This window comes from Neptunomonas sp. (assembly GCF_041601355.1).
GTDB lineage: Bacteria > Pseudomonadota > Gammaproteobacteria > Pseudomonadales > Balneatricaceae > Neptunomonas.
Window position 1 is genome coordinate 1 of record NZ_JBFIIH010000040.1, and the last position, 22,143, is coordinate 22,143.

Annotated in this window: 19 protein-coding genes and 1 pseudogene; 14 read left to right on the forward strand and 6 right to left on the reverse strand. The window is 46.9% G+C overall.

The features are described from left to right. Positions 1-774 precede the first annotated feature (774 nt). Both ABY436_RS08430 and ABY436_RS08435 read left to right on the forward strand, forming a co-directional pair. The gene (locus ABY436_RS08430) at positions 775-2,208 is read left to right on the forward strand and encodes a hypothetical protein (RefSeq protein ID WP_372738533.1); all 1,434 of its coding nucleotides are present in this window, start codon (positions 775-777) and stop codon (positions 2,206-2,208) included. A gap of 48 nt (positions 2,209-2,256) precedes the next feature. Then, positions 2,257-2,970: a transposase gene (locus tag ABY436_RS08435; protein WP_372738534.1), complete on the forward strand. Its 714-nt coding sequence runs from the start codon at positions 2,257-2,259 to the stop codon at positions 2,968-2,970. Between the two features lie 62 nt (positions 2,971-3,032). On the opposite strand, the gene ABY436_RS08440 is transcribed toward ABY436_RS08435, so the two are convergent. Continuing rightward, positions 3,033-3,533: a lactoylglutathione lyase family protein gene (locus ABY436_RS08440; protein WP_090725776.1), complete on the reverse strand. Its 501-nt coding sequence runs from the start codon at positions 3,531-3,533 to the stop codon at positions 3,033-3,035. Positions 3,534-3,679: 146 nt separating this feature from the next. On the opposite strand from ABY436_RS08440, the gene ABY436_RS08445 reads away from it, so the two are divergent. Both ABY436_RS08445 and katG read left to right on the forward strand, forming a co-directional pair. Further along, positions 3,680-4,561, forward strand: a complete 882-nt coding sequence (locus tag ABY436_RS08445; protein ID WP_372738535.1) for a LysR family transcriptional regulator — start codon at positions 3,680-3,682, stop codon at positions 4,559-4,561. Between the two features lie 362 nt (positions 4,562-4,923). Beyond that, positions 4,924-7,080: a catalase/peroxidase HPI gene (gene katG / locus ABY436_RS08450; protein WP_372738536.1), complete on the forward strand. Its 2,157-nt coding sequence runs from the start codon at positions 4,924-4,926 to the stop codon at positions 7,078-7,080. Positions 7,081-7,190: 110 nt separating this feature from the next. On the opposite strand, the gene ABY436_RS08455 is transcribed toward katG, so the two are convergent. The 3 genes from ABY436_RS08455 to ABY436_RS08465 are packed head-to-tail and all read right to left on the reverse strand — an operon-like array spanning position 7,191 to position 9,605. After that, positions 7,191-7,871: an ATP-binding cassette domain-containing protein gene (locus ABY436_RS08455; RefSeq protein WP_372738537.1), complete on the reverse strand. Its 681-nt coding sequence runs from the start codon at positions 7,869-7,871 to the stop codon at positions 7,191-7,193. After that, a complete protein-coding gene (locus tag ABY436_RS08460) occupies positions 7,864-8,625 on the reverse strand; it encodes an ABC transporter permease (RefSeq protein ID WP_372738538.1) in 762 nt (253 codons plus the stop codon). The genes ABY436_RS08455 and ABY436_RS08460 overlap by 8 nt, the downstream gene beginning before the upstream one ends. Further along, entirely contained in the window at positions 8,622-9,605 is a 984-nt protein-coding gene (locus ABY436_RS08465; RefSeq protein ID WP_372738539.1) for an ABC transporter substrate-binding protein, read from the reverse strand. The genes ABY436_RS08460 and ABY436_RS08465 overlap by 4 nt, the downstream gene beginning before the upstream one ends. A gap of 210 nt (positions 9,606-9,815) precedes the next feature. Between ABY436_RS08465 and ABY436_RS08470 the strand changes: the two genes are divergently transcribed. The 3 genes from ABY436_RS08470 to ABY436_RS08480 all read left to right on the forward strand — a co-directional run bounded on the left by ABY436_RS08470 (position 9,816) and on the right by ABY436_RS08480 (position 11,331). After that, positions 9,816-10,052, forward strand: coding sequence for a DUF1272 domain-containing protein (locus tag ABY436_RS08470; protein ID WP_372738540.1), 237 nt, complete (start codon positions 9,816-9,818; stop codon positions 10,050-10,052). A gap of 132 nt (positions 10,053-10,184) precedes the next feature. Next, positions 10,185-10,685 (forward strand): hypothetical protein, encoded by a 501-nt coding sequence (locus tag ABY436_RS08475; protein ID WP_372738541.1) that lies wholly within the window; start codon positions 10,185-10,187, stop codon positions 10,683-10,685. 118 nt (positions 10,686-10,803) lie between these two features. After that, on the forward strand, positions 10,804-11,331 hold the full coding sequence (locus ABY436_RS08480) for a lipocalin family protein (RefSeq protein ID WP_372738542.1): 528 nt from the start codon (positions 10,804-10,806) through the stop codon (positions 11,329-11,331). 93 nt (positions 11,332-11,424) lie between these two features. Here the strand turns inward: ABY436_RS08480 and ABY436_RS08485 are convergent, their stop codons facing one another. Further along, positions 11,425-11,835 carry a YbaN family protein gene (locus ABY436_RS08485; RefSeq protein WP_372738543.1) on the reverse strand — a complete coding sequence of 137 codons (411 nt, stop codon included), beginning with the start codon at positions 11,833-11,835 and terminating at the stop codon, positions 11,425-11,427. 323 nt (positions 11,836-12,158) lie between these two features. On the opposite strand from ABY436_RS08485, the gene ABY436_RS08490 reads away from it, so the two are divergent. Genes ABY436_RS08490 through glcF form a run of 3 tightly spaced genes read left to right on the forward strand, consistent with a single transcriptional unit; the run spans position 12,159 to position 15,941 of the window. After that, a complete protein-coding gene (locus ABY436_RS08490; protein ID WP_372738544.1) occupies positions 12,159-13,655 on the forward strand; it encodes an FAD-linked oxidase C-terminal domain-containing protein in 1,497 nt (498 codons plus the stop codon). After that, positions 13,648-14,712 carry a glycolate oxidase subunit GlcE gene (gene glcE, locus ABY436_RS08495; RefSeq protein ID WP_372738545.1) on the forward strand — a complete coding sequence of 355 codons (1,065 nt, stop codon included), beginning with the start codon at positions 13,648-13,650 and terminating at the stop codon, positions 14,710-14,712. The genes ABY436_RS08490 and glcE overlap by 8 nt, the downstream gene beginning before the upstream one ends. An 11-nt stretch (positions 14,713-14,723) precedes the next feature. Then, positions 14,724-15,941 (forward strand): glycolate oxidase subunit GlcF, encoded by a 1,218-nt coding sequence (glcF, locus tag ABY436_RS08500; RefSeq protein ID WP_372738546.1) that lies wholly within the window; start codon positions 14,724-14,726, stop codon positions 15,939-15,941. A 127-nt stretch (positions 15,942-16,068) separates the two neighbouring features. Here the strand turns inward: glcF and ABY436_RS08505 are convergent, their stop codons facing one another. Then, complete coding sequence (locus ABY436_RS08505; protein ID WP_372738547.1) at positions 16,069-16,536, reverse strand: aldehyde dehydrogenase; 468 nt, start codon at positions 16,534-16,536, stop codon at positions 16,069-16,071. Between the two features lie 115 nt (positions 16,537-16,651). Between ABY436_RS08505 and ABY436_RS08510 the strand changes: the two are divergent. The 4 genes and pseudogenes from ABY436_RS08510 (at position 16,652) to ABY436_RS08525 (ending at position 22,016) form a co-directional block, all read left to right on the forward strand. Next, positions 16,652-17,661, forward strand: a pseudogene (locus tag ABY436_RS08510) (IS110 family transposase). 722 nt (positions 17,662-18,383) lie between these two features. Further along, positions 18,384-19,232, forward strand: coding sequence for an alkaline phosphatase family protein (locus tag ABY436_RS08515; protein WP_372738548.1), 849 nt, complete (start codon positions 18,384-18,386; stop codon positions 19,230-19,232). Beyond that, on the forward strand, positions 19,232-19,966 hold the full coding sequence (locus ABY436_RS08520) for an HAD family hydrolase (protein WP_372738549.1): 735 nt from the start codon (positions 19,232-19,234) through the stop codon (positions 19,964-19,966). The genes ABY436_RS08515 and ABY436_RS08520 overlap by 1 nt, the downstream gene beginning before the upstream one ends. Then, on the forward strand, positions 19,959-22,016 hold the full coding sequence (locus tag ABY436_RS08525) for an ABC transporter substrate-binding protein (RefSeq protein ID WP_372738550.1): 2,058 nt from the start codon (positions 19,959-19,961) through the stop codon (positions 22,014-22,016). The genes ABY436_RS08520 and ABY436_RS08525 overlap by 8 nt, the downstream gene beginning before the upstream one ends. Positions 22,017-22,143: the final 127 nt, after the last annotated feature.

Here is a 22,143-nt window from a genome sequence, read left to right on the forward strand (position 1 = left end):
AAGCCCGCAGCGCAGGCTATCGCTACCAATACTTAAGGTGTTTTCTTGAAGCATTGTTTGTTTGTGCGGATTTACTCTTAATATCAGTTTGATCTGGTGTTTATGTGTTTTTTCGATAACAAACAGTACTTATATCAGCACCAACTAATAGCTCCAGTCACAGCCGAAAAAAATGCAGGGCTCAAAATCATGATTAAAAGATACCTTGCCATCATAGGTGCAGGCACCTCCCGAATGGGCGCATAGCGTGCCGCAAATTGCAAAAGTCGGGTAATTCTTACACAGTTAGAAGCGCGTTATGCTGATAGTAATCCAGGTACTGATACAGACAGTTATGCGGTAGGGCCTGAAGCGTTTAAAGGCTGCATTGACTGTGGCCCGGGCGCGTAATCCGGTATATGGCTCAGCAGCTATCCGGCCGACAAAACGCATCAGCAATAAAGCGATACTGTCGCAGTACTGCTCCTGTTCCTGCTCCCCACGCTAATAACGTTAGTTGATAACAAAGCTGACCTCATAAGTTGAAAATTTAATACGACAGCTCAAATTGGTTACAAAGTAAAATTCATTATGTAAAACTATTATCGGTAATATACATGAGTATATTTTGTAAGAATTAGTTCGGTTTGGTTGTGCAGCTTTTGTACGTTTGTATTAGCGGTTCGACTATTCGATAGTCAATCAAGCATAGTCTTCTTAAGTGTAGTCTTCTTAGGTGTAGTCTCCTTAGGTTCAGCCTTCTTAGGCTTGTATGCCGACCAAGGGATCTTAAAAATGCTAACTCCGCTAGATTTTATGAACGATTGGGCTGATGGAATGCGCTGTTGGCAGGCCACAGGTAGCTTGCAATCTGCGCTTCCTGCTAGTGCTGAAGAGGCTAGAAAAATCGGACGAAAGCGTGCTGAGAAGTTAATCGCATACGCCCGTAAGTTTTCACCATTTTACGCCAATTACTATGCGTCTGTTCCAGATGGTTCAGCGCTTCAGGATTACCCCGCGGTTAACCGTGCTACGCTTATGGCAAATTTCGATAACTGGTCAAGCGACCGTCGAATTACCCTTGCCTCAGTTAAGTCACTCTTGTCCTGCACCGACAGAATTGGTGAACGTTTCTTAAATGATTATTTGGTGTGGACGAGCAGTGGTACCAGCGGTGTAAAAGGCATTTATGTTCAAGATATTCATGCCTTATCAATTTATCAGTCGTTGATGGCCGTTAGGTATCTGAATCAACTCACCGCCTCAGCTTCTGCACTCCCTTGGCCTGAAACGCTCAATGCTAACCGTACGGCTTTGGTTGCCGCCGTTGAAGGTCATTTTGCAGGCATTGTTTACTGGAAATGGGCCGCGAGGTTGAATCCATGGCTTAGCGGTCAAACCCGGACCTTTTCTATTCTTCAACCGATCCCGGAACTTGTTGAGCAGCTCAACCGTTGGCAACCAAAGTTTTTATCTACTTATCCAAGCATGTTGTCGGTGCTCGCCCAAGAACAGGAAAGTGGTAGATTAAAACTATCTCCTACCCGATTGTGGTGTGGTGGCGAAAACCTTGAAAAACAGAAAAAGCAGCAGATAGAAGCCGCATTTTCTTGTGCAATAGATGAAGACTATGGCGCCTCTGAGGCCCTGAATATGGCCTTCGCTTGTGAACATGGCAAATTACACGTTAATACCGACTGGTTTATTTTGGAGCCCGTGGATGCAAACATGCAGCCGGTCAGGGCAGGCGAAAAATCGGCGACGACTCTGGTGACCAATTTAGCCAACACGCTGCAACCCATTATTCGTTATGATATCGGAGACAGTATCACTCTTGGCACCAGAGCGTGCAGTTGCTCAAACCCTTTACCCACAATGGAAGTGGTGGGTCGGCATGATGATACCCTTTGGATGATGGAAGAAAATAATAAGAAAGTGGCGATTTTGCCGCTCACCTTAAATACCGTTATTGAGGAGAATGCCGGAGAATTCGGTTTCCAAATTATTCAGCTTGGCCCCGACCATCTATCAATTCGCACCCAGGGGGATGATATAAATGCCCGGAGCAGAGCGTTTGGAAGAATCCGAGATTCACTCGAACAGTATTTTAAGACAATAGGCGTGCTGCCTGTCACGCTTGAGCATGACCAGGCGCTACCTGCACGCGATGCGGCAAGTGGTAAACTGAATCAGGTCATAAAAATGGGGTCAGATCACAGTTGTTGCTAATATACTAGCATTGTTCTTCTGAATATCAGATCCACAAGGAGGTGGTTGATGGCACGTAAGCCGAGGTTTGTTCTGCCGGGTGTTCCGCAGCATATTATACAGCGTGGAAATAACCGCAATCCTTGCTTCTTTAGCGAGGCGGACTGTCAAAAATATCTGGATGTTTTACATGAGGCGGCGGATAAAAACGAAGTGGCTATTCATGCCTATGTCCTGATGACTAATCATGTTCATTTGTTAGCAACGCCCAATTTGCCGCATAGCATTGCCGTTATGATGCAAGATATCGGTCGAAAGTATGTCAGATATATTAATAAAGGTTACAGCCGAACGGGTACGCTGTGGGAAGGCCGCTATAAGGCGAGTCTTGTCGATAGCGAAGCTTATCTGTTTACGTGTATGCGCTATATTGAATTGAACCCTGTGAGAGCCGGTATGGTATCGCATCCGGGTGAATATTTTTGGTCCAGTTACAGCTGTAATGCTGCCGGTAAAACTAATCCGCTGATACAAGCCCATCCTCTGTATGATTTATGTGGTAGCAGTCCGACACAACGCTGTCGTGCCTATCGTGAACTTTTTCTATCAGATCTGGATAGTGCTCAAATTCATCAGATACGTGAAGCTGTGTGTAAGGAGTTAGTGTTAGGGCGGGATAGTTTTAAGGATAAAGTTAAAGATATGACCCAGCGACAAGTTAGGTCTGGTCAGCCGGGGCGGCCCCGGATAGAAGACGAAGCAGGAATATACTATATTTTTTAGTATATTAGAGAAAACTGTGATCTGACCCCAGTTTTCTTCCTGCTCCTGTATCTGTTTGCTGGTTAGTACGCGCCTTCACCATAAACGAGTTCATAGCTATGGCTATAAATTTCCAGAATGTTACCGAATGGGTCTTCCATGTATATCATGCGATATGGCTTCTTACCCGGGTAATAATAGCGTGGTTTTTCCATGCGCTTTTTACCACCTGCCGCAACAATCCGTTCGGCCAGTTCTTCAACATTAGGGTCCTGAACACAAAAGTGGAAGATCCCTGTTTTCCAGTATTCAAAGTTGTTCTCTGGGTTTTCCTGTCCTTTGAATTCAAAAATCTCAACACCAATGCGATCACCGGTTGAAAGGTGGGCGATGCGAAACTTTTCCCAATTGCTGCCAAACACGTCAGTACACATTTCGCCAATCGGGCTATCGTCTTCAATAATCTCGGTTGGTTTCATAATTAAGTACCAACCCATGACTTCTGTATAAAACTTAACAGCTTTTTCTAAATCAGGTACTGAAATACCGATGTGAGAAAAGTTGCGAGGGTACACATTACTCATGATTTATTCTCCATTCTTAATGTCGTATGTTAATAACAGCAGTTGATATAAAAAGCTGATGTCACGTATTGAAAGTACAAACAGGATACAAATTATTATTCATTAGGTAAAATTATCATTTTTAATATATTTGAGTATTTTTCATAATGATTAGTCCGGTCTGGTTACGTAGCTTTTGTACGCTGGTGGAAGTAGCGCACTTCACTCGTACTGCTGAGCGTTTAAATATGACCCAATCAGGTGTCAGCCAGCATGTGCGTAAATTAGAAGATCACCTAGGCCAGCCGTTGTTGATCAGGCATGGCAAACAGTTCACGCTGACGGATGCGGGCGAGCGGCTTTATCACGAAGGGCTGAAAATCATCAGAACTTTGTCGGATCTTGAAAAGAGAGTAGGCGAAGATCCCACTTTTGAAGGTATAGTCCGCGTGGTTTCCCCAGGCAGTGTCGGGCTTAAGCTTTATCCTCGTCTGTTAAATCTGCAGAAACAGCATGCTAAGTTAGTCATCGATTATCGCTTTGCGCCTAACAGCGAAGTGGAAAAGCTCATCGTTGAACATAAAGTCGATATCGGATTTCTGACGACGCCATCCACTTTAGATGAAGTCAGTTTTAAACCTGTTGCCGAAGAAGAGTTATTGCTGGTCACACCTAAGGAAGTGCTAGAGCCCGGCTGGCAGCAATTGATGGCGCTGGGGTTTATCGATCATCCCGACGGTGCACACCATGCAGGCCTGCTGCTTGGGGCTAACTATCCAGAATTCCAGAACAGCAAACAGTTTAAAAGGACGGGCTTTTCAAACCAGATTAACCTGATCCTCGAGCCGGTGAGTATGGGACTGGGCTTTACCGTCTTACCCGGTCATGCGGTAGCGGCTTTTAACGACACTGGGCAAGTTAAAATACACCGACTTGTACATCGTGTGAGTGAGACGCTGTACCTTGGATTTCACATCAACAAATTTATGCCAAGCAGAGTAAAAACCGTGATAGATGAAGCAATGGAATGCCTTAAGGAAAAACTGTGATCTGACCCCAGTTGTTCGTGACCCCAGTTGTTCGTATATTAGTAAAAACTGTGATCTGACCCCAGTTCATGCAGTTCATTCGTATATTAGCAAAAACTGTGATCTGACCCCAGTTGTTTGTTAGCACAGTTCATGAAAACTGTGATCTGACCCCAGTTCACACCCCGGTTGTTCGTGACCCCAGTTGTTCGTATATTAGCAAAAACTGTGATCTGACCCCAGTTGTTTCAGTTGTTCTATGACCCCAGTTGTTTGTCATTCAATAGATAAAACCTATTGTCACAATAGCAATAAAATGTTTTACAAAAACGTCAAAAAGCCAGTACTGTGATATCAATACAACAAAAATAGGAGATATATCGATGGCTAACAACAAATGTCCTGTGATGCATGGCGGCGCCACAGAGAGTAGCATGTCTAACATGGAATGGTGGCCGAAGTCGCTTAACCTCGATATTCTTCACCAACACGATAGCAAGACTAATCCGATGGGAGGGGTCTTCAATTATCAGGAAGAGGTTAAGAAACTCGACGTTGCCGCCCTGAAGAAAGATATGCACGCGTTGATGACAGCCAGCCAGGCGTGGTGGCCGGCGGACTGGGGTCATTACGGCGGACTGATGATTCGCATGTCCTGGCATGCAGCCGGTACCTATCGTATCGCTGATGGTCGAGGGGGTGCCGGTACCGGTAATCTGCGCTTCACACCCATCAATTCCTGGCCAGACAACGTGAATCTTGACAAGGCTCGCCGTCTGCTCTGGCCGATCAAAAAGAAATATGGCAACAAGCTCAGCTGGGCCGATTTGATTGCCTATGCGGGCACCATCGCCTATGAATCTATGGGTCTTAAAACATTCGGATTTAGTTTTGGCCGCGAGGATATCTGGCATCCGGAAAAGGATACTTATTGGGGTTCAGAAAAGGAATGGCTTGCTCCCAGCGGTAGCGAAGGTAGTCGTTATTCCGGTGAGCGTGACCTGGAGAACCCGCTGGCCGCCGTCATGATGGGGCTGATCTACGTCAATCCTGAAGGTGTGGACGGTAATCCTGATCCACTCAAAACCGCTCATGATATTCGGGTCACTTTTGAACGAATGGCCATGAATGATGAGGAAACGGTTGCGCTCACCGCGGGTGGTCACACGGTGGGTAAATGTCACGGCAATGGCGATGCCACGCTGCTCGGTCCGGAACCAGAAGGGGCTGAAATTGAGGATCAGGGTTTTGGCTGGTTAAATAAAACCAAGCGCGGCATTGGTCGCGACACTGTATCCAGTGGCATTGAAGGTGCTTGGACAACGCATCCGACCCAATGGGACAACGGCTATTTCCAAATGTTACTCAATTATGAGTGGGAGCTGAAGAAGAGCCCGGCGGGTGCCTGGCAGTGGGAACCTATTAATATTAAGGAAGAAGATAAGCCGGTCGACGTAGAAGACTTGTCGACTCGCTACAATCCCATCATGACCGATGCTGACATGGCCATGAAGATGGATCCGCAATACCGGAAAATTTCCGAGAACTTCTACAACAACCCGGATTACTTTTCTGAAGTTTTCGCTCGGGCTTGGTTCAAACTGACGCATCGTGATATGGGGCCTAAGGCACGTTATATCGGTCCCGACGTACCGCAAGAAGATCTGCTCTGGCAAGATCCTGTGCCTGCAGGTGCCACTGATTATGATACCCAGGCGGTGAAAGACAAAATAGTAGCCAGTGGTCTGAGTGTGAGCGAAATGGCCTGCACTGCATGGGACAGTGCCAGAACCTTCCGTGGTTCGGACAAGCGCGGTGGTGCCAATGGAGCACGCATTCGCCTCGCCCCGCAAAAAGACTGGCAAGGTAACGAGCCTTCGCGTCTGGCCAAAGTCCTGGCTGTTCTTAATCAGATTGCTGCCCAGAGCGGAGCGAGTGTTGCTGATGTCATCGTGCTGGCAGGTAACGTCGCTATTGAGCAGGCCGCAAAAGCCGCTGGCGTTGAAGTGACAGTACCGTTCTCGCCTGGACGCGGAGATGCAACAGCAGAGATGACCGATGTGGGCAGCTTCGATGTACTGGAGCCCATTCATGACGGCTATCGCAACTGGCTCAAGCAGGACTATGTAGTCAGCGCCGAAGAGTTGCTGCTCGATCGTACGCAATTAATGGGACTGACCGCGCCTGAGATGACCGTGCTGCTGGGGGGTATGCGGGTGCTTGGCACCAACCACGGTGGCACCAAACACGGTGTATTCACCGAGCATGAAGGAACACTGACGAACGATTTCTTCGTCAATCTGACGGATATGAGTTACACATGGAAGCCAGCAGGTAAAAATCTGTATGAAATCCGCGATCGTCAAACGGACACGGTTAAGTGGACGGCAACACGCGTTGATCTTGTGTTCGGCTCCAACTCGATCCTGCGTGCTTATGCTGAAGTTTATGCGCAAGATGACAACAAGGAGAAGTTTGTGCACGACTTTGTCGCTGCATGGACGAAGGTGATGAACGCTGATCGATTCGATTTGGCCTAATCCTCTGCACAAAAGCCCCGCGCCGCATCAAAGCGGGGCGGGGGCTGAGGGGAGGAGGCTCTCTTCCTCCCCTAAATTTTGCTATTAATCTTTGCTATCAGTCTTTGCTGTTAATGTTTAAGCAAGGTCTCAAGTTCCTCAGGAGATACGTTATCTATTGAATTACTATAGATAACTTCAGCCGGTGTATTCCCTAAAACCGATACCGTATCACCCAATTCAAGCGCCTCTTCCAGATTATGAGTCACGTAGATCATACTGCGTGTCGGGTGATCACAGACCAAACGCTTAATAAGCCTCCTCATCTCTCTGGCGGTTGGCGGGTCTAATGAGGTTAGCGGCTCATCCATCAATACCAGTTCAGGCTTCAACAGTAAGCAACGGGCTAACGCCACACGCCTTGCCATACCTAGTGAGATTTTAGCCGGATAATAGTCGGCATAGTCTTGCAGCCGAACCTCGCCTAGCATGCGCAGTACGGTCTCTTTATCAGGCTCAACTAACTGCAAATTCTGCAAAATCGTGCGCCAAGGTAAAAGCCGTGGCTGCTGAAAGAGGTATCCAATATCGGGTTTACGTTGTAACCATTGATTGTGATGCTGACTTTCGCCTTTTATCTTTGTCGCTGTGTTTTCTTGCTTTAACCCGGCCATCACGTTAAGCAGCGATGTTTTACCGCTGCCGGAGGGACCTAACAAACAGTGAGTCTCTCCCGGGTTAAGCCTGAAGTTAAGCGCCCCAAGAATTTTCTGATCGGACAGTTCAAGACCTTCCAGATGAAATTCAAACATGGCCAGCACCTTTCTGCCAACGGCTCGCGTTGCGATCTAATGGTTGTAATATGAACCACTCAATGAATTGAACAACAAGGATAAAAGCAAAGCTATAAGCGAGGATGGTGGCAACATCAAACAGCTGAAAGGCCAGGTGTAATTGAAAGCCGACACCGTCAGAGCGTCCCAGTAGCTCAACAACAAGGACTATTTTCCAAATGAGCGCTAAGCCGCTGCGGGTAGCAATCATGATATAAGGAAACAATTGAGGCCACCATACATGTAGAAGCTTCTGGCGAAAGCTAAACCGATACATTATCGACATCTCTTCCAGCTCATGATCGAACATTCGGCCTCCCTCACGCAGGGTCACGGCAACATTGGGTAATTTATTAATAATAACCGCGGCAACAGCAGCGACTTCAATAAGACCAAACCAAATATAAAGCAGGATGATAACGACGAGCGCTGGAATGTTCAGCAGTATAATGAGTATTGGGTCCAGAATACGGTTTACCAAGCTGAACCGACCCATCAGCACGCCAAGCAACCCACCCAGGAGCATAGCAAAAATAAAACTGATAAGAACACGCCGTAGTGTGACCATTAAGCTTTCGAGCAGCCGCTGCTCATGCCACTCTTTATTTAATGCTGAAAAAACGTCGGCGGGGGCGGGTAATAAGGGGCTGGATACAAGCGTAGCGATCACCCACCAGATAGATAGTAAACAAACAAAAGCGATTACCTGATCACCCATCCTGCCTATTTTCATCTGGCTACCTTATGGAGAAGCATCTTATAAAAAAGCTCAGGATCAAGCGGTAAACCGGTTGGATAGGGCTTAAGGTCATCAATGATTTTGTTGAAATTAACTGCATCTTCTATCTGTTGCTGATTAAGCTCATCAGGAATGCCTGCTCTATAACCTGTAATCAGCGCCTGATAGATCTGATCATTTTCAGCTTTCATCAATGGGCGTAATGTTTGCCAAGCGCTATCGTCCACAGCTAGCTGCGCTTTAGCTGCCTTAACAGATTCATAGAATGCGCTAACAAGATGTGGATGCCGATCCTCCAGCTTAGCTTCATATAAATAGCCGAGCATGGGGACGTTACTTTTCAGGCCAAGGTCTCTCATGATTGTTTCAAGGCTATAGAGCTTTTGATATCCCTCTGCTTCAAGACGGGCACCATAATGCCAAAAGGTGGCTAGCACATCGAGTTGGCCATTTTTTATGGCTTGGCTTAACAAGGGCGGTGCGCCAAATTGTATTTTTGCCTCCTGTTGAAGATCTACCCCCTCTTTTTTGGCTGCCGCACGCATCAGGATCCAGCCCTTGTTCAAAGGGCCTCCTGCAATACCTATCCTCTTACCTTTTAAGCTGGAATAACTGGAGATATTGCTGCCTCGTGCTGCGATAATGCTGCCAATCTGCTTTGAAAAAGGTATGAATCGTAAATTGGCTCCTGTCAGGTTTCGTTCGGAGGCCCACAGCCAATCAGACACGATAACATCTGTATTATCCGCGGTAATGGCGATGCGCGCAGCTGACAGGCTTGCCACCCGGTCGATCACTAAATCGTAGCCATGTTTCTGATCCAGTTGCATCTGTTTAATATGCTCTAGTTCCCAGTTAACGGTTCCCCATGCAATCACGGTAACTTTCAGCGTGGGTAGGGCTTGCTGGGCGATTAGCTGAGGAGAGAAAAAAAACAATATGCCCGATAAAAAAAGTGATAAGTAAGTTTGCATTTGGCACTCATTGTTTCAAATAGTAGATGTAGTAAAACCACATACCAACATAGGCTGCTGGTAGATAAGTCAAAATGGTACTTTGGTGCCTGTTTTTTGCTCGATAGTCGTAGTTAGACTAAGACTTTTGCAGGTTGTAATTGACGGTGTCATTCTTATACCTGCTTAATAGTTATTTAATAGTTGTGTTTCTACGAAGTGGAGGCTTAAATGTTAGAATTGAGACCTAATTGTGAATGCTGCGATAAAGATTTACCGCCTGCATCAACAGAAGCGCTTATTTGCACATTTGAATGTACGTTTTGTAAAGGTTGCGCAGAATCGGTATTGAATTATATTTGCCCAAATTGTTCCGGTAATTTAGTTGAGCGCCCCATCAGACCTCTTGCCGCATTAAAAAATCATCCAGCGTCAGCTAAGCGTGTTTTAAAAGAATTAGGCTGTTGAGCGCAAAACGAACATCCGGGTAGAATTCAAATTAAAGCAGAGCGCTTCGTCTCAAATATTGAAGCTGCTACTCTAGTATAAACGCAGGCTTTTTTAATTTAGTTACTCAACAGAAAAAAGGATATTATCGTCATGAAACTTAGCTTAGTTGCGACTTCCATTATCGCTTTAACGCTTTCTACCAGCGCTTATGCACTTGATATCAAATTCGCCGATGAGGCATGGGGAGACGTCAACATTCCAGAAGGGCAACAGTGCCAGAAGTTTGGTGGAGTCAATCCTTCAACCCCTGAATGGATAGTTTCAGGCATCCCCTCCGGTTCCGATGCTATCCTTTTAGCATACAGCGATCGCGATTCAGAGAAGATGAATAACGGTGGGCATGGACAGATGAAATTCGCCATTAATTCAACAAATGAGAGCGTAGAAGTACCTTCAGTTCCTGGACATACATTCGATATTCCACCCGAATTTACAATGACTGAAGCACATCGCTCACCCGGTTGGGATATAGAAGGTGCGTACATGCCGCCTTGCTCCGGGGGCAAAGGCCATGCTTATTATGTGACAATAAAGACGCTTAAGGGTGACATGGTAACTGCTGAAACCGTCGTGGAAATGGGCAAGTACTAATAAAAGCATCTATCCATAAGGTAGCTGCTAACCAAAAACTCACCGGAGCTTTTATGCTGGGCTCTGCCAGCTTAGACGTTTTCGGTGAACTTTACGTTTGATACAGGAGGCGACCCGATTGAAAAAAATACTATTGATCATAAGTGTATTTCTACTCAGTGGCTGCTTAGGGATGCCGGAGTCTGTAAAACCTGTGTCAGGCTTTGAATTGAAAAAATATTTAGGGAAATGGTATGAAATTGCTCGTCTGGACCATGCTTTTGAAAGAGGGTTGAGCCAGGTAAGTGCCGAATATAGTTTAAAAAGTGATGGTGGTGTTGCCGTTCTTAATCGTGGTTTTTCTGAGGCAGACAGTGAGTGGCAAGAGGCTGAAGGTAAAGCCTATTTTGTCAACGAAGACTCCGAGGGTTATTTAAAAGTCTCGTTCTTCGGGCCATTTTACGGCTCTTATGTCATTTTTGAGCTGGATCAGGGCTTAGATAGTGAGAGTTATCAATATGCGTTTATTTCGGGACCTACTTCAAAATATCTCTGGCTTTTATCAAGAACAGCTACGGTTGAGCCAGCCGTTATTCAAAAGTTTATCGATATGTCTAAAGAGCGTGGCTTCAAAACAGAAAATCTAATCTATCCACAACAGGAATAATACCTGTGCTGATTCTGAATCCTTTCATGTTGTTGATAGATCAAAACCATACGCGTAAGTTCTGAGGAAAACCGGCCGGCGTGTCTTATTGATTTAGCCATGTCCGCTTTTTTCGCCGCGCGGTGTTTCTTTGATACGCCAGAGAAAGAACAATAATATGGTGGCACAGCTTATCAGCATGATTTGTAAATAAGGACGGCCAGACAATATAAGTATCGATATTGAAAAAGTAGCAATAATCATTAGGGTTGAGCGTTTTTTGGTCTGGCGAGACATGCGGTGGGTGGCTTCCCACTCTTTTAACGCAGGGCCAAACCAACGGTTGTGCAATAGCATTTGATGAAAGCGCGGAGAGCTTTTGGCAAAGCAGCCAAGCGCCAGGATAAGAAAGGGTGTTGTGGGCAGAATAGGTAAGACAACGCCGATGCCACCCAGCGCGATAAAAAACCAACCGCAGCTAATCATTACACCATTTTTTACACCAGCACGGGTTATTTTGTTCACTCACGCAGCCTGTATCAATTTCTTTGTCTTTATATTATGCGAAAGCCTAACACAGTTAGTGGCTCGTTTATCGGGAAGCTATGGTTTGCCATTACTTTCTGCGTTAGCTCTGTTTCTGGTTTAGCACTCCTTCTGCGTTAGCGGTCTTTCTAGGTTAGCATTAAGAGTAAACTTCTTATTAGCTGAAAATAAAATGCCATCTGTATCCATGGCGTTATAAGATTCAGTAAAAGCCAATCGCATATTGTGTAAATGTAGCGCCGATTAGTATTAGCTTAGTTAGTACTGGCGTAGTAGCGCTATACAGATGCCGGAGCCGTTTGATGAGTACGACAAGTAAGCCGGGTAAAGATGAGTTGTGTCAGCTATTTCGTGGCTTTATAGCCGCTCAAAATGTTATTTCTGATGCCGAAACACTTAAGCCTTATGAGTGTGATGGCTTGTCGATGTATTGCGAGATGCCACTGATTGTTGTATTGCCAGAGACAGTAGCGCAGGTACAGGAAGTGTTACGTATTTGCCATCGTTATGCGATTCCTGTGGTTGCCCGCGGTGCAGGCACAGGCTTGTGTGCCGGAGCAATGCCTGATGCTGAGGGGGTTGTTCTCTCACTGGCTAAGTTTAAGAATGTCCTTGAGATTAACCCACAAACACGCACAGCCAGATTACAGCCCGGTGTGCGTAATTTGGCGATTAGCGAGGCGGCGGCAGAATATGGTCTGTATTACGGGCCTGATCCTTCCTCGCAAATAGCCTGTACGATTGGCGGAAATGTAGCTGAAAACTCTGGCGGTGTGCATTGTCTTAAATACGGTCTGACGGTACACAATGTTCTGAGCGTAGAAATGCTGACCGTAGAGGGGGAAAAGGTCACATTAGGCAGCGATGGGCTGGATAGCTGTGGTTTTGATTTATTAGCGCTGGTCAACGGTTCAGAAGGTTTGCTTGGTGTGATTACCGAGATTCAGGTTAAGTTACTACCGATACCTGAAAAAGCACGTGTGGTGATGGCCGGTTTTGATAACGTCCAGCAAGCCGGTGATTCGGTGGGTGGCATCATTGCCAGCGGTATTATCCCTGCGGGTTTAGAGATGATGGACTCTTACGCGATATCGGCGGCAGAAGACTTCGCTAAAGCGGGTTACCCCAAAGAGGCGAAAGCCTTGTTGTTGTGTGAGGTCGATGGCACCGAAGAGGAAGTACAGGAGCATATTGAGCAGGTAGAAAAACTGTTCCATTCCTTTGGCGCTACCTCTGTCAGGACTTCACAAACAGAAGCGGAGCGTGCCCTGTTGTGGAAAGGCCGTAAGTCTGCTTTTCCGGCCGTAGGCCGTATCTCTCCTGATTATTACTGTATGGATGGCACTATTCCTCGTGGTCAGTTAGCGCATGTTCTCACTGAAATGCAGCGCTTATCTGAGCACTATCAATTACGTGTGGCAAATGTCTTTCATGCGGGCGATGGTAATTTACATCCGTTGATTCTGTTTGATGCGAATATTCCCGGTGAGTTTGCCAAGACCGAAGAGTTCGGTGGCAAGATCCTCGAGCTCTGCGTTGCTGTGGGTGGCTGTATTACCGGTGAACATGGCGTTGGCATCGAGAAGATTCGCCAGATGTCGGTGCAATTTACAGAGCAGGAATTACTCCAATTCAATGCCATTAAAGATGCCTTTGATCCTGGGGGTACGTTGAATCCAGGCAAGGGTGTGCCGACGCTACGCCGATGTCAGGAGTATCGCTCGATTGAGCCCAAAAATAAGGATATGGAAAACAATAACAATAACAACAAGCATAAGGAGGGCGTTGCTCATGGCTGATCTTTCAACCGAAATACAACAGCAGGTTCTGGCTGCCCGTGATGCTAAACAGACATTGAATATTGTCGGCGGTGGCAGCAAATCATTTATGGGCCGCGAGGCGGTTGGTGAGCGGCTGGATATCTCTGGTCATCGTGGCATTGTCAATTATCAGCCTGTTGAGTTAGTCCTGACGGCGAGAGCCGGCACGCCACTCACCGAGATTGAAGCAGCTCTTGCTGAAAATAATCAAATGCTGGCGTTTGAGCCGCCTCGCTTTTCGGGTGTGGCGACTCTAGGCGGTACGCTCGCGTGTAATCAATCGGGCCCGGGACGGCCTTGGACGGGTTCTGTACGCGATCATGTATTGGGTGTTCGCTTAATTAATGGCCTTGGGGAACACTTAAAGTTTGGTGGCCAGGTGATGAAAAACGTCGCCGGTTACGATGTCTCACGCCTACAAGCAGGCGCGATGGGCTCGTTGGGCGTTATCACCGAAATTAGTTTAAAGGTACTACCCAAACCCGCAGCAAGCCGCACACTGGTTTGGGATATGGGCGCTGAGGAGGCTATCGTCTTTATGAATCAACTTGCCGCAAGGCCTAAACCTTTAAGCGCCGCCTGTTGGTTGCTGGGACGTTGCTATGTGCGGTTGTCCGGTGCGCTTTCAGCAGTGGAGGCCACGGTAAAGGAATGGAAAGGCACAGCGTTAACGCAGAATCAGGCAGATCAGTTCTGGCAGCAGCTAGGCCAGCAGGAATTGCCGTTTTTTGACACCGATCTGCCGCTGTGGCGTTTTTCGGTTAATTCAGCGGCGGGTATTCCATCACTGGATGAGCTCTCTTTAATTGATTGGGGTGGGGCACAGCGCTGGTTCCGTGGTGAACAGGATAAGCTGCATATGGAATCACTGGCGGCAACCGCCGGAGGGCAGGTCAGCCTTTATGCAGGTGGGGAGCGTCGCTCGGAAGTGATGCATACGACACCCGCCGTTCTTCAGGCCATCCAAAAGCGGATTAAAGCATCGTTTGACCCTGATGGTATTTTTAATCCCGGACGTTTATATCACTGGATGTAAAGCAGGCTTTTATGAAAACGGACCTCATTCCACACTATCAAGATTCCCCGCAGGGACAAGACGCCGAACAGATTCTCAGAAGCTGTGTGCATTGCGGATTTTGCAACGCGACCTGCCCGACTTACCAAGAGCTCAATGATGAAAGAGATGGCCCGCGTGGGCGTATTTACCTGATCAAGCAACTGCTCGAAGGTGGCGAGGTTACTGAGAAAACCCGCACGCATCTGGACCGCTGTTTAACCTGTCGTAGCTGTGAAACGACATGCCCTTCCGGTGTTAAATACGGCCGCTTGATTGATTTTGGCCGCGCTGAAATAGAGAAAAAACTCGACCGTCCGCTTAATCAGCAATTCATACGCTGGGCGCTTCGTCGAGTGCTGCCTTATCCACAGCGTTTTGGCCCGTTATTAAAAGCAGGGCAGATCCTGCGGCCGATCATGCCAGAAGCGATTAAAACCAAGATACCGCCTAAGCGACAGCTGAACAGCCCGTGGCCAAACAAACGACACGGCCGGGTGATGCTGGCGCTGGCAGGATGTGTCCAGCCAGGTACCGCAGCAAATACCAATATCGCCACGGCGCGCGTTTTAGATAAGCTGGGTATTACGCTGCTGGAAGAGCCTAACGCAGGGTGTTGTGGTGCCGTCAGTTATCACCTGGGTGCACATGATGAAGGGTTGGGCTTTATGCGGCGTAATATCGATGCCTGGTGGCCAGCGGTAGAGGCGGGCGTTGAAGCGATTGTAATGACGGCGTCTGGCTGTGGAGCCATGTTGCAGGATTACGGCTACGCACTAAGATATGATGCCAACTATGCTGAAAAAGCAGCAAGAATTAGCGAGCTGACCAAAGACATCAGCGAAATACTGCACGCAGAAGACCTCACTTTGCTTTCTGTTAATACCCGTGAATCTTCCGGCAAAGTTGCTGTGCATTGCCCCTGTACCTTACAACACGCGATGCAGCAAAATGGCGTGGTTGAAGATATTCTTCAACGAGTGGGTATCGAGTTGACTGGCACTAAGGATAAACACCTTTGCTGTGGTTCGGCGGGAACTTATTCACTCTTACAGCCTGACATGAGCCAAAAACTGTTAAGCAATAAGTTAGAAGCGCTAACGAAGGGGAAACCAGATCGTATCGTGACCTCCAACGTCGGGTGCCAGCTGCATCTCGAATCGAAAGCGAAAGTACCTGTGCAACACTGGATTGAATTGTTGGATCGCTGAGAAGCGCTACAAGGCATAGGAATAGTTAAAGAGAGAAATGTAGAATCAGAATAAATACAGGGGCTGGTTAGCCCCTGTATTGTAAACAGCTATCTTAACTTCCAAACGCTTGGCTTAAATGTTCGCTTTAAATATGTATCAAGACGGATTTAAGTTCAGTGTAATGCTCGATCACGGCTGATCCCATCTCTCTTCCCAGTCCGGATTGTTTATAGCCTCCGAAGGGCAGTGCTGAATCAAGCGCGGTATGGCAATTAACCCATACACTACCGGATTTGATGCGCGGGATCATGCGATGCACCTGTGATAAGTTATTCGACCAGATACTGGCACCTAAGCCATAGGGTGAATCGTTAGCGGCTTTAATCACTTCGTCAATATCATCAAAAGGACGGGCGACCAGAACAGGACCAAAGATCTCTTCCTGCACAAGTGCAGAGTTTTGTGCAAGATCCACCATGACGGTTGGTTTAACAAAGTACCCGGGGCCGTCTATGCCATTTCCGCCGGCGGTAATAGTGGCACCGTCCTGGCGGCCTTTTTCGATATAGCCGTTAACTCTATCCAGCTGCTTCGCCGAAACCAACGGACCCATTTGCGAGTTAGGGTCTAATCCGTGGCCTAGTGAAATGGGATGGACTCCCCCTTCCACCGGTAATAATCTGCCACAGAGGTTGTTGAGACAACCCGTCGAAAAGCAGGAGTCCATCATGAATACTATGCGGATAGGTTTAGATTTGGCCAAAAATGTCTTCGAAGTGTATGCCGTCGATGGCAATGAGGCATTCCTTTTTCGTAAGACACTAAAACGTCAGCAGCTTCTAACGTTCTTTTGTCGTCTGGAGCCCAGTATCGACGGTATGGAAAGCTGCGGCGCTGCCCACTACTGGAGTAGAGAACTCCGTAAACTAGGCCATGACATCAGGATGATGGCTCCACAGGTTGTCGCTCCTTATCGTAAAAATGAAAAAAACGATCGCAACGATGCAGAAGCTATATGTGAGGCAGCGGGTCGCCCCAATATGCGCTTTATACCTGTTAAGGATGAGGAGCAACAGGCGGTTTTGACGGTTCACAGGGCGCGCTCATTGTTTGTGGGTGAGCACGATGCGCTTGTTAATCAGGTTAGAGGGTTTCTAACCGAGTTCGTGATTGCTCTACCTCAAGGCCGCTGTCACGTCCGTTCGAAACTCCCTGATAGTCTAACCATAATGTGCCGTATCTAGCCCGTGAAGTATTCGCTGATCAATATCACCGACTCTGTGAATTGGATCGGATCATCAATGAATTCGACCGTAAAATCGATGCGATAGCAAAAGCTAAAGAAACCACTAAACGCCTGATGTAAGTTGAGGGTATTGGTCCACTGAAAGCAACGGTACTTGTGGCCACTGTAGGCGACATTCGGGAGTTTAAGAATGGCCGCCAATTTGCTGCGTGGCTAGGATTGGTGCCCCGCCAATGGTCATCAGGTGGAAAAGCACGACACGGACGGATCACCAAGCGAGGCGATGTGTATTTGAGAACCCTTCTGATCCATGGGGCGCGTGCGGTGATGTGGTATCTTGAGATAAAGGATGATCGTAAAAGTCTGTGGGTGAAGTCGATCAAGGAGCGTCGAGGGTTTAATAAAGCCGCGGTGGCTTTAGCCGCGAAGCATGCCCGCATATTGTGGGCAATGATGTCGAAAGGCACTGATTATTGCCCGATCAGCACCTAACCTGAAAAGATAAAGTTAAAGAGAATTGCGAGAGAGTGAATGTAATGGTACGACAGGTTGAACCGACGTTAGCAAAGCCTGAGTTCGCAGCGGGTCTTAGAGACCGGTAGGGGAAATGAGGAGCTAACGAGCGGAACTCCATTAGGGTCCGAGTCGATATAGACGACTCATTTAAGAGACCGAATACAAGCGAGCAGTTAAACCTCACATGTCAGCATACAATCTCTTGGAATACGGCGGGACTCCATCCCATTTTCCTAAAAGTGAGTCAATGAAAACAAAAATTCTGAGTGTATATGATGTTCAAGCCTAACCCATATGAGCCTTCTTAAATAAATAGCCCAAAGTAACTCTTATCGGCTGCGTCAGCGGCCAATCATAAAACCATCAGCAAGGCCGTTTACTTCATCTGTGTTTGTCGGCTGTTAAGTGTACTTACAGCAGCAAGCATACCACGGGCACTGCTTCGGGTGGCTATTGCAGTGGCGTTTCCCGCCCTGATGTTACCAGTCCTTCAGTAATATCAGGGGCACTACGAATTACTTCATTTGTATTACAAAACATAACCAACGCTTATACATGGAAGTCATGATAAGGCGTTGTCATAAAAATATCTTTTAGTTGTCTTCGTTCGTTCATATTCCCTGTTTATGCTTTTCGCCAATGATTTGAATAATGCTTTACCGGTATGACAGTACCGGTACCTGATCTGGCGGAAAGATATGTCGAATAAAGTAATACTGGTCGTTCTTGATGGGCTTGAGTACAACACAGCCGAGCAGTGCATGGGTTTTTTGCATGCGTTGAAAGAGCAGGGCAAGGCGACATTGTATAAGTTGCAATGTGAGCTTCCGTCGATGTCTCGGCCCTTGTATGAAACGATCCTGACCGGCGCTACGCCGATTCAAAGCGGTATTGTACATAACCATGTAGTGCGTAATTCTACGCAAACCAGTGTGTTTAGTTTGGCGCGCGAAAACAGCTTAACGACGGCCGCTGCGGCCTATCATTGGTTTAGCGAGCTGTATAACCGTGCTCCTTATGATGCGGCCAGAGATCGTTATACCGAAGCGCCTGAGCAGCTTATTCAATACGGCTGTTTCTACCACCAAGACCATTATCCGGATAGCCATTTATACCTCGATGCTGAATGGCTACGCCGTAAATACGATCCGGATTTTTTGTTAGTTCATCCGATGAATATTGATGATGCGGGGCATCGTTCTGGGTTTGATAGTGCGCATTATCGTAATACAGCTCGCCACTCTGATATGTCGTTGTCTTATCACTTACCTGAGTGGATAGCGGCGGGTTATCAAATATTGATTACTGCTGATCATGGAATGAACAGTGATAAAAGCCATGGCGGAACTCTACCCGAAGAGCGTGATATTCCTCTATTTGTTATCGGCGAGCGCTTCTCCCATCAAGCTGATTGCTCACCTTCGCAAACAGAAATCTGCGGTGTGGTGTGTGATCTTTTAGGAATACACCATCACCAAAAGCCCGTAGCGAGTGGCTTATTGTGTAAAGAGCGACGTAAACAGCTCTCTTATAAAGGGGCTGCATAATGGCGTTAGCTATTTTTGACCTGGATGAAACCTTAGTAGCGGGAGATAGCTGCTCGCTATTTTGTCAGTTCTTGCTAACTGAAGGCTTGGTCGATAGTGCGTTTGTAGAACGTGATCAGCAAATGATGGCTTTGTATAACGCCGAAGCTCTCGTGCTAGATGATTACATCCGTTTCTTTATTGAGCCACTGCGCCATTTAAGTATCGCTACCATCAACGAGATGATGCCGTGCTTTGTTGAGCAATATATTGCTCCTCGTATTTATTCTGAAGCACATCAAATTTTAGAGAATCAAGCTGCATTGGGAAATCGCTTGCTGATTGTCTCGGCAACCGCTGAGTTCATTGTTAATGCGGTTGCACGCCATTTGGGCGTAGCCGATGTTTTGGCCATTCGCTTGGCAAGTGAGCAGGGTTTTTACACAGGCCAAATTGACGGTGTTCCAACCTTTAGAAACGGCAAGGTAACTCGCTTGCATAGCTGGTTGGTCGAGCATGATGAAACCTTAGACGGTGCTCAGTTCTACAGCGATTCTATTAATGATCTGCCTTTGCTAGAGGTAGTTGCTTACCCCATTGCAACCAACCCGGACAAGCAGCTTTTGCAGATAGCAACACAGCGCAACTGGTCAGTTCTTAACTGGTCTGCGTTTCGACCTAGTGATTTATGTAGTGACTCATTTAATGATCAATCCGTTCAACACTCAACCATTCAGGAAGCAACCCATGTCTAAATTTCTGATCGCCAGTGCAATAGCACTTATCTCAGGTAATGCAGTAGCGGCGTGTCCGGCTGTTGTCGGTGCTGATGCAGGTGGAACTTATCCCCATATATTTGAAAAAGCAGAATTTGAAAGTCTGCATGGCTGCCAGATGAGCTTTAATGAGAATCCGGTTATAAAAGCACTTAATAGCCGTATAGCCGGTAATGCAGAGCTACTTTCGCTAGCTAAGCGCATACCAGAAGAGCCATTGGTGATTGCTCCGTATCAGAGTATTGGTCTGTACGGTGGTGTGCTGGATGGTATTTCTAAAGCGACAGAGTCAGGCACCTCTGATCTGTTGTCGGTCCGCCATGTGAACCTGGTACGTTTTAGTGATGATTTGGCAACGGTCGTGCCAAACGTGGCTAAATCCTGGAAATGGAACAGCGATTTTACAGTACTTAAGGTTAACCTGCGTAAGGGCCATAAGTGGTCAGATGGTAGCCCCTTCACGGCCGAAGATATTGCTTTTTGGTACAACAACATGCTGATGGATAGCAATATTATCGAGAAGCCAAAAGATCGTTTCTTGTCTGCGGGCAAAGCGATAAAAGTTGATGTATTAGATGAAACCACCGTGCAGTTCACTATGAACAAACCTGCGCCGGGCTTTTTGGATAACTTTGCTCAAGACTACGCGCAACCGTTTCAGCCTAAGCATCTGCTAGCTCAGTTTCACCCTAAATTGAATAAAGATGCGGATAAAAAAGCCCAAGCATTAGGCTTTGATAATGGCTATGAGGTTATTAACTTCTACTACGGCCAGTCTGATTGGAAAGATATCCCAACGCCTTTGTTAAAAGACAAAGCCGCTTCTGATCGCTTAGTTAACGCTGGTTTAACGGCAATTATGCCATCTCTGGAGTCTCATTTGGTTGTGGAAGAGTCGTTGGAAGGGCGCCGCTTAGTGGCTAATCCATACTTCTTCCAAGTCGATACGGCAGGTAACCAACTGCCTTATATTAACGAGATCAAAGAAGTTTTCATTGGTGATGAAGATATCCAAACCGCTAAGCTCATTGCTGGCGAAGTGGATTACAAAGCGCAGGCCGTGAATTTGCCGCAGACTCCTGTTTTGCTAGAAAACAAGGGGCAGGGCAAGTACGAGATTGCACTGCGTCCAACAATCGCTCAAACCACATTTGCCTTCAACCTGACCGATAAAGATGAAGAGAAGCGTGCGGTATTTAACAATATCAATTTCCGCCGTGCTATGTCGGTAGCGATGAACCGTGACCAGATTAACGAAGTGGCGTACTTCGGTTTGGGTAAACCCATGCAGTACACCGGTTTTGATGCGGATACCACGCCGTTTATTACCGACGAATTACAAAAAAGCTGGACTCAGTTTGATCCGAAAATGGCCGCTGAACTGCTGGATAAAGCCGGTGTTGTTGATAAAGACAACGACGGTGTACGTGACCTTCCTTCAGGTAAAAAGCTTGAGTTAAATATTCAATATGCAACTCAGGGCACGCCGACTGAGCTGGTCGAAATCATTGCCACTAACTGGACGGATGTCGGTGTAAAAACCACTATCAAAGAAGTGACCTCTGATGAGTACCGTAACTCGCAAACGGCTAATGATCTAAGTGTACTTAGCTGGGTAATGGGGCGTCCGTTGTCAAATATTGCCAGCAACACCGAAACGCTGGTTCCTCCTTATGGTGGTTTCTTTGATTTGCGTACGGGCATGTTGTGGTCACAGTTCCTTGACACTAATGGTGCTGAAGGTGTCGCACCGCCAGCAACCGTTGCTCAGATGCAGAAATTGGCCGCTCGTTTTGTGACACTCAAAGCAGGTACGCCGGAATCTAACGAACTAGGTACAGAGATTGCTCAGCGGGTGGTTGATGACCTGTTCATTATCGGTACGGTTAAAGCAGTATCTCCGGTTTACCGCAGCCGCTCTCTGGGTAACTTTGCCGTACCTAAAACATCTTCATATGAGTTCTATCGTATGTATCCATATCTTGCTACTCAGTGGTTCTTGGGTAACGAGGACATGGCTAATAACTAATCATTTGAAAGGTTAGAAAAGGGAGAGGCACTGTCTCTCCCTTTTAATGAGTGAAGCTTTAGCTATCTGAGTTTGCTAACCCTATTTGAGGGTGATGCCCTATACAGACCAAGGTTATCAGTGGCAT

Excerpts from the sequence above, each read along its gene's own strand:
- ABY436_RS08430 (WP_372738533.1), top strand. The coding sequence starts at position 775 with ATGCTAACTCCGCTAGATTTTATGAACGATTGGGCTGATGGAATGCGC.
- ABY436_RS08435 (WP_372738534.1), top strand. The coding sequence starts at position 2,257 with ATGGCACGTAAGCCGAGGTTTGTTCTGCCGGGTGTTCCGCAGCATATT.
- ABY436_RS08440 (WP_090725776.1), bottom strand. The coding sequence starts at position 3,533 with ATGAGTAATGTGTACCCTCGCAACTTTTCTCACATCGGTATTTCAGTA.
- ABY436_RS08445 (WP_372738535.1), top strand. The coding sequence starts at position 3,680 with ATGATTAGTCCGGTCTGGTTACGTAGCTTTTGTACGCTGGTGGAAGTA.
- katG (WP_372738536.1), top strand. The coding sequence starts at position 4,924 with ATGGCTAACAACAAATGTCCTGTGATGCATGGCGGCGCCACAGAGAGT.
- ABY436_RS08455 (WP_372738537.1), bottom strand. The coding sequence starts at position 7,871 with ATGTTTGAATTTCATCTGGAAGGTCTTGAACTGTCCGATCAGAAAATT.
- ABY436_RS08460 (WP_372738538.1), bottom strand. The coding sequence starts at position 8,625 with ATGAAAATAGGCAGGATGGGTGATCAGGTAATCGCTTTTGTTTGTTTA.
- ABY436_RS08465 (WP_372738539.1), bottom strand. The coding sequence starts at position 9,605 with ATGCAAACTTACTTATCACTTTTTTTATCGGGCATATTGTTTTTTTTC.
- ABY436_RS08470 (WP_372738540.1), top strand. The coding sequence starts at position 9,816 with ATGTTAGAATTGAGACCTAATTGTGAATGCTGCGATAAAGATTTACCG.
- ABY436_RS08475 (WP_372738541.1), top strand. The coding sequence starts at position 10,185 with ATGAAACTTAGCTTAGTTGCGACTTCCATTATCGCTTTAACGCTTTCT.
- ABY436_RS08490 (WP_372738544.1), top strand. The coding sequence starts at position 12,159 with ATGAGTACGACAAGTAAGCCGGGTAAAGATGAGTTGTGTCAGCTATTT.
- glcE (WP_372738545.1), top strand. The coding sequence starts at position 13,648 with ATGGCTGATCTTTCAACCGAAATACAACAGCAGGTTCTGGCTGCCCGT.
- glcF (WP_372738546.1), top strand. The coding sequence starts at position 14,724 with ATGAAAACGGACCTCATTCCACACTATCAAGATTCCCCGCAGGGACAA.
- ABY436_RS08505 (WP_372738547.1), bottom strand. The coding sequence starts at position 16,536 with ATGGGTCCGTTGGTTTCGGCGAAGCAGCTGGATAGAGTTAACGGCTAT.
- ABY436_RS08515 (WP_372738548.1), top strand. The coding sequence starts at position 18,384 with ATGTCGAATAAAGTAATACTGGTCGTTCTTGATGGGCTTGAGTACAAC.
- ABY436_RS08520 (WP_372738549.1), top strand. The coding sequence starts at position 19,232 with ATGGCGTTAGCTATTTTTGACCTGGATGAAACCTTAGTAGCGGGAGAT.
- ABY436_RS08525 (WP_372738550.1), top strand. The coding sequence starts at position 19,959 with ATGTCTAAATTTCTGATCGCCAGTGCAATAGCACTTATCTCAGGTAAT.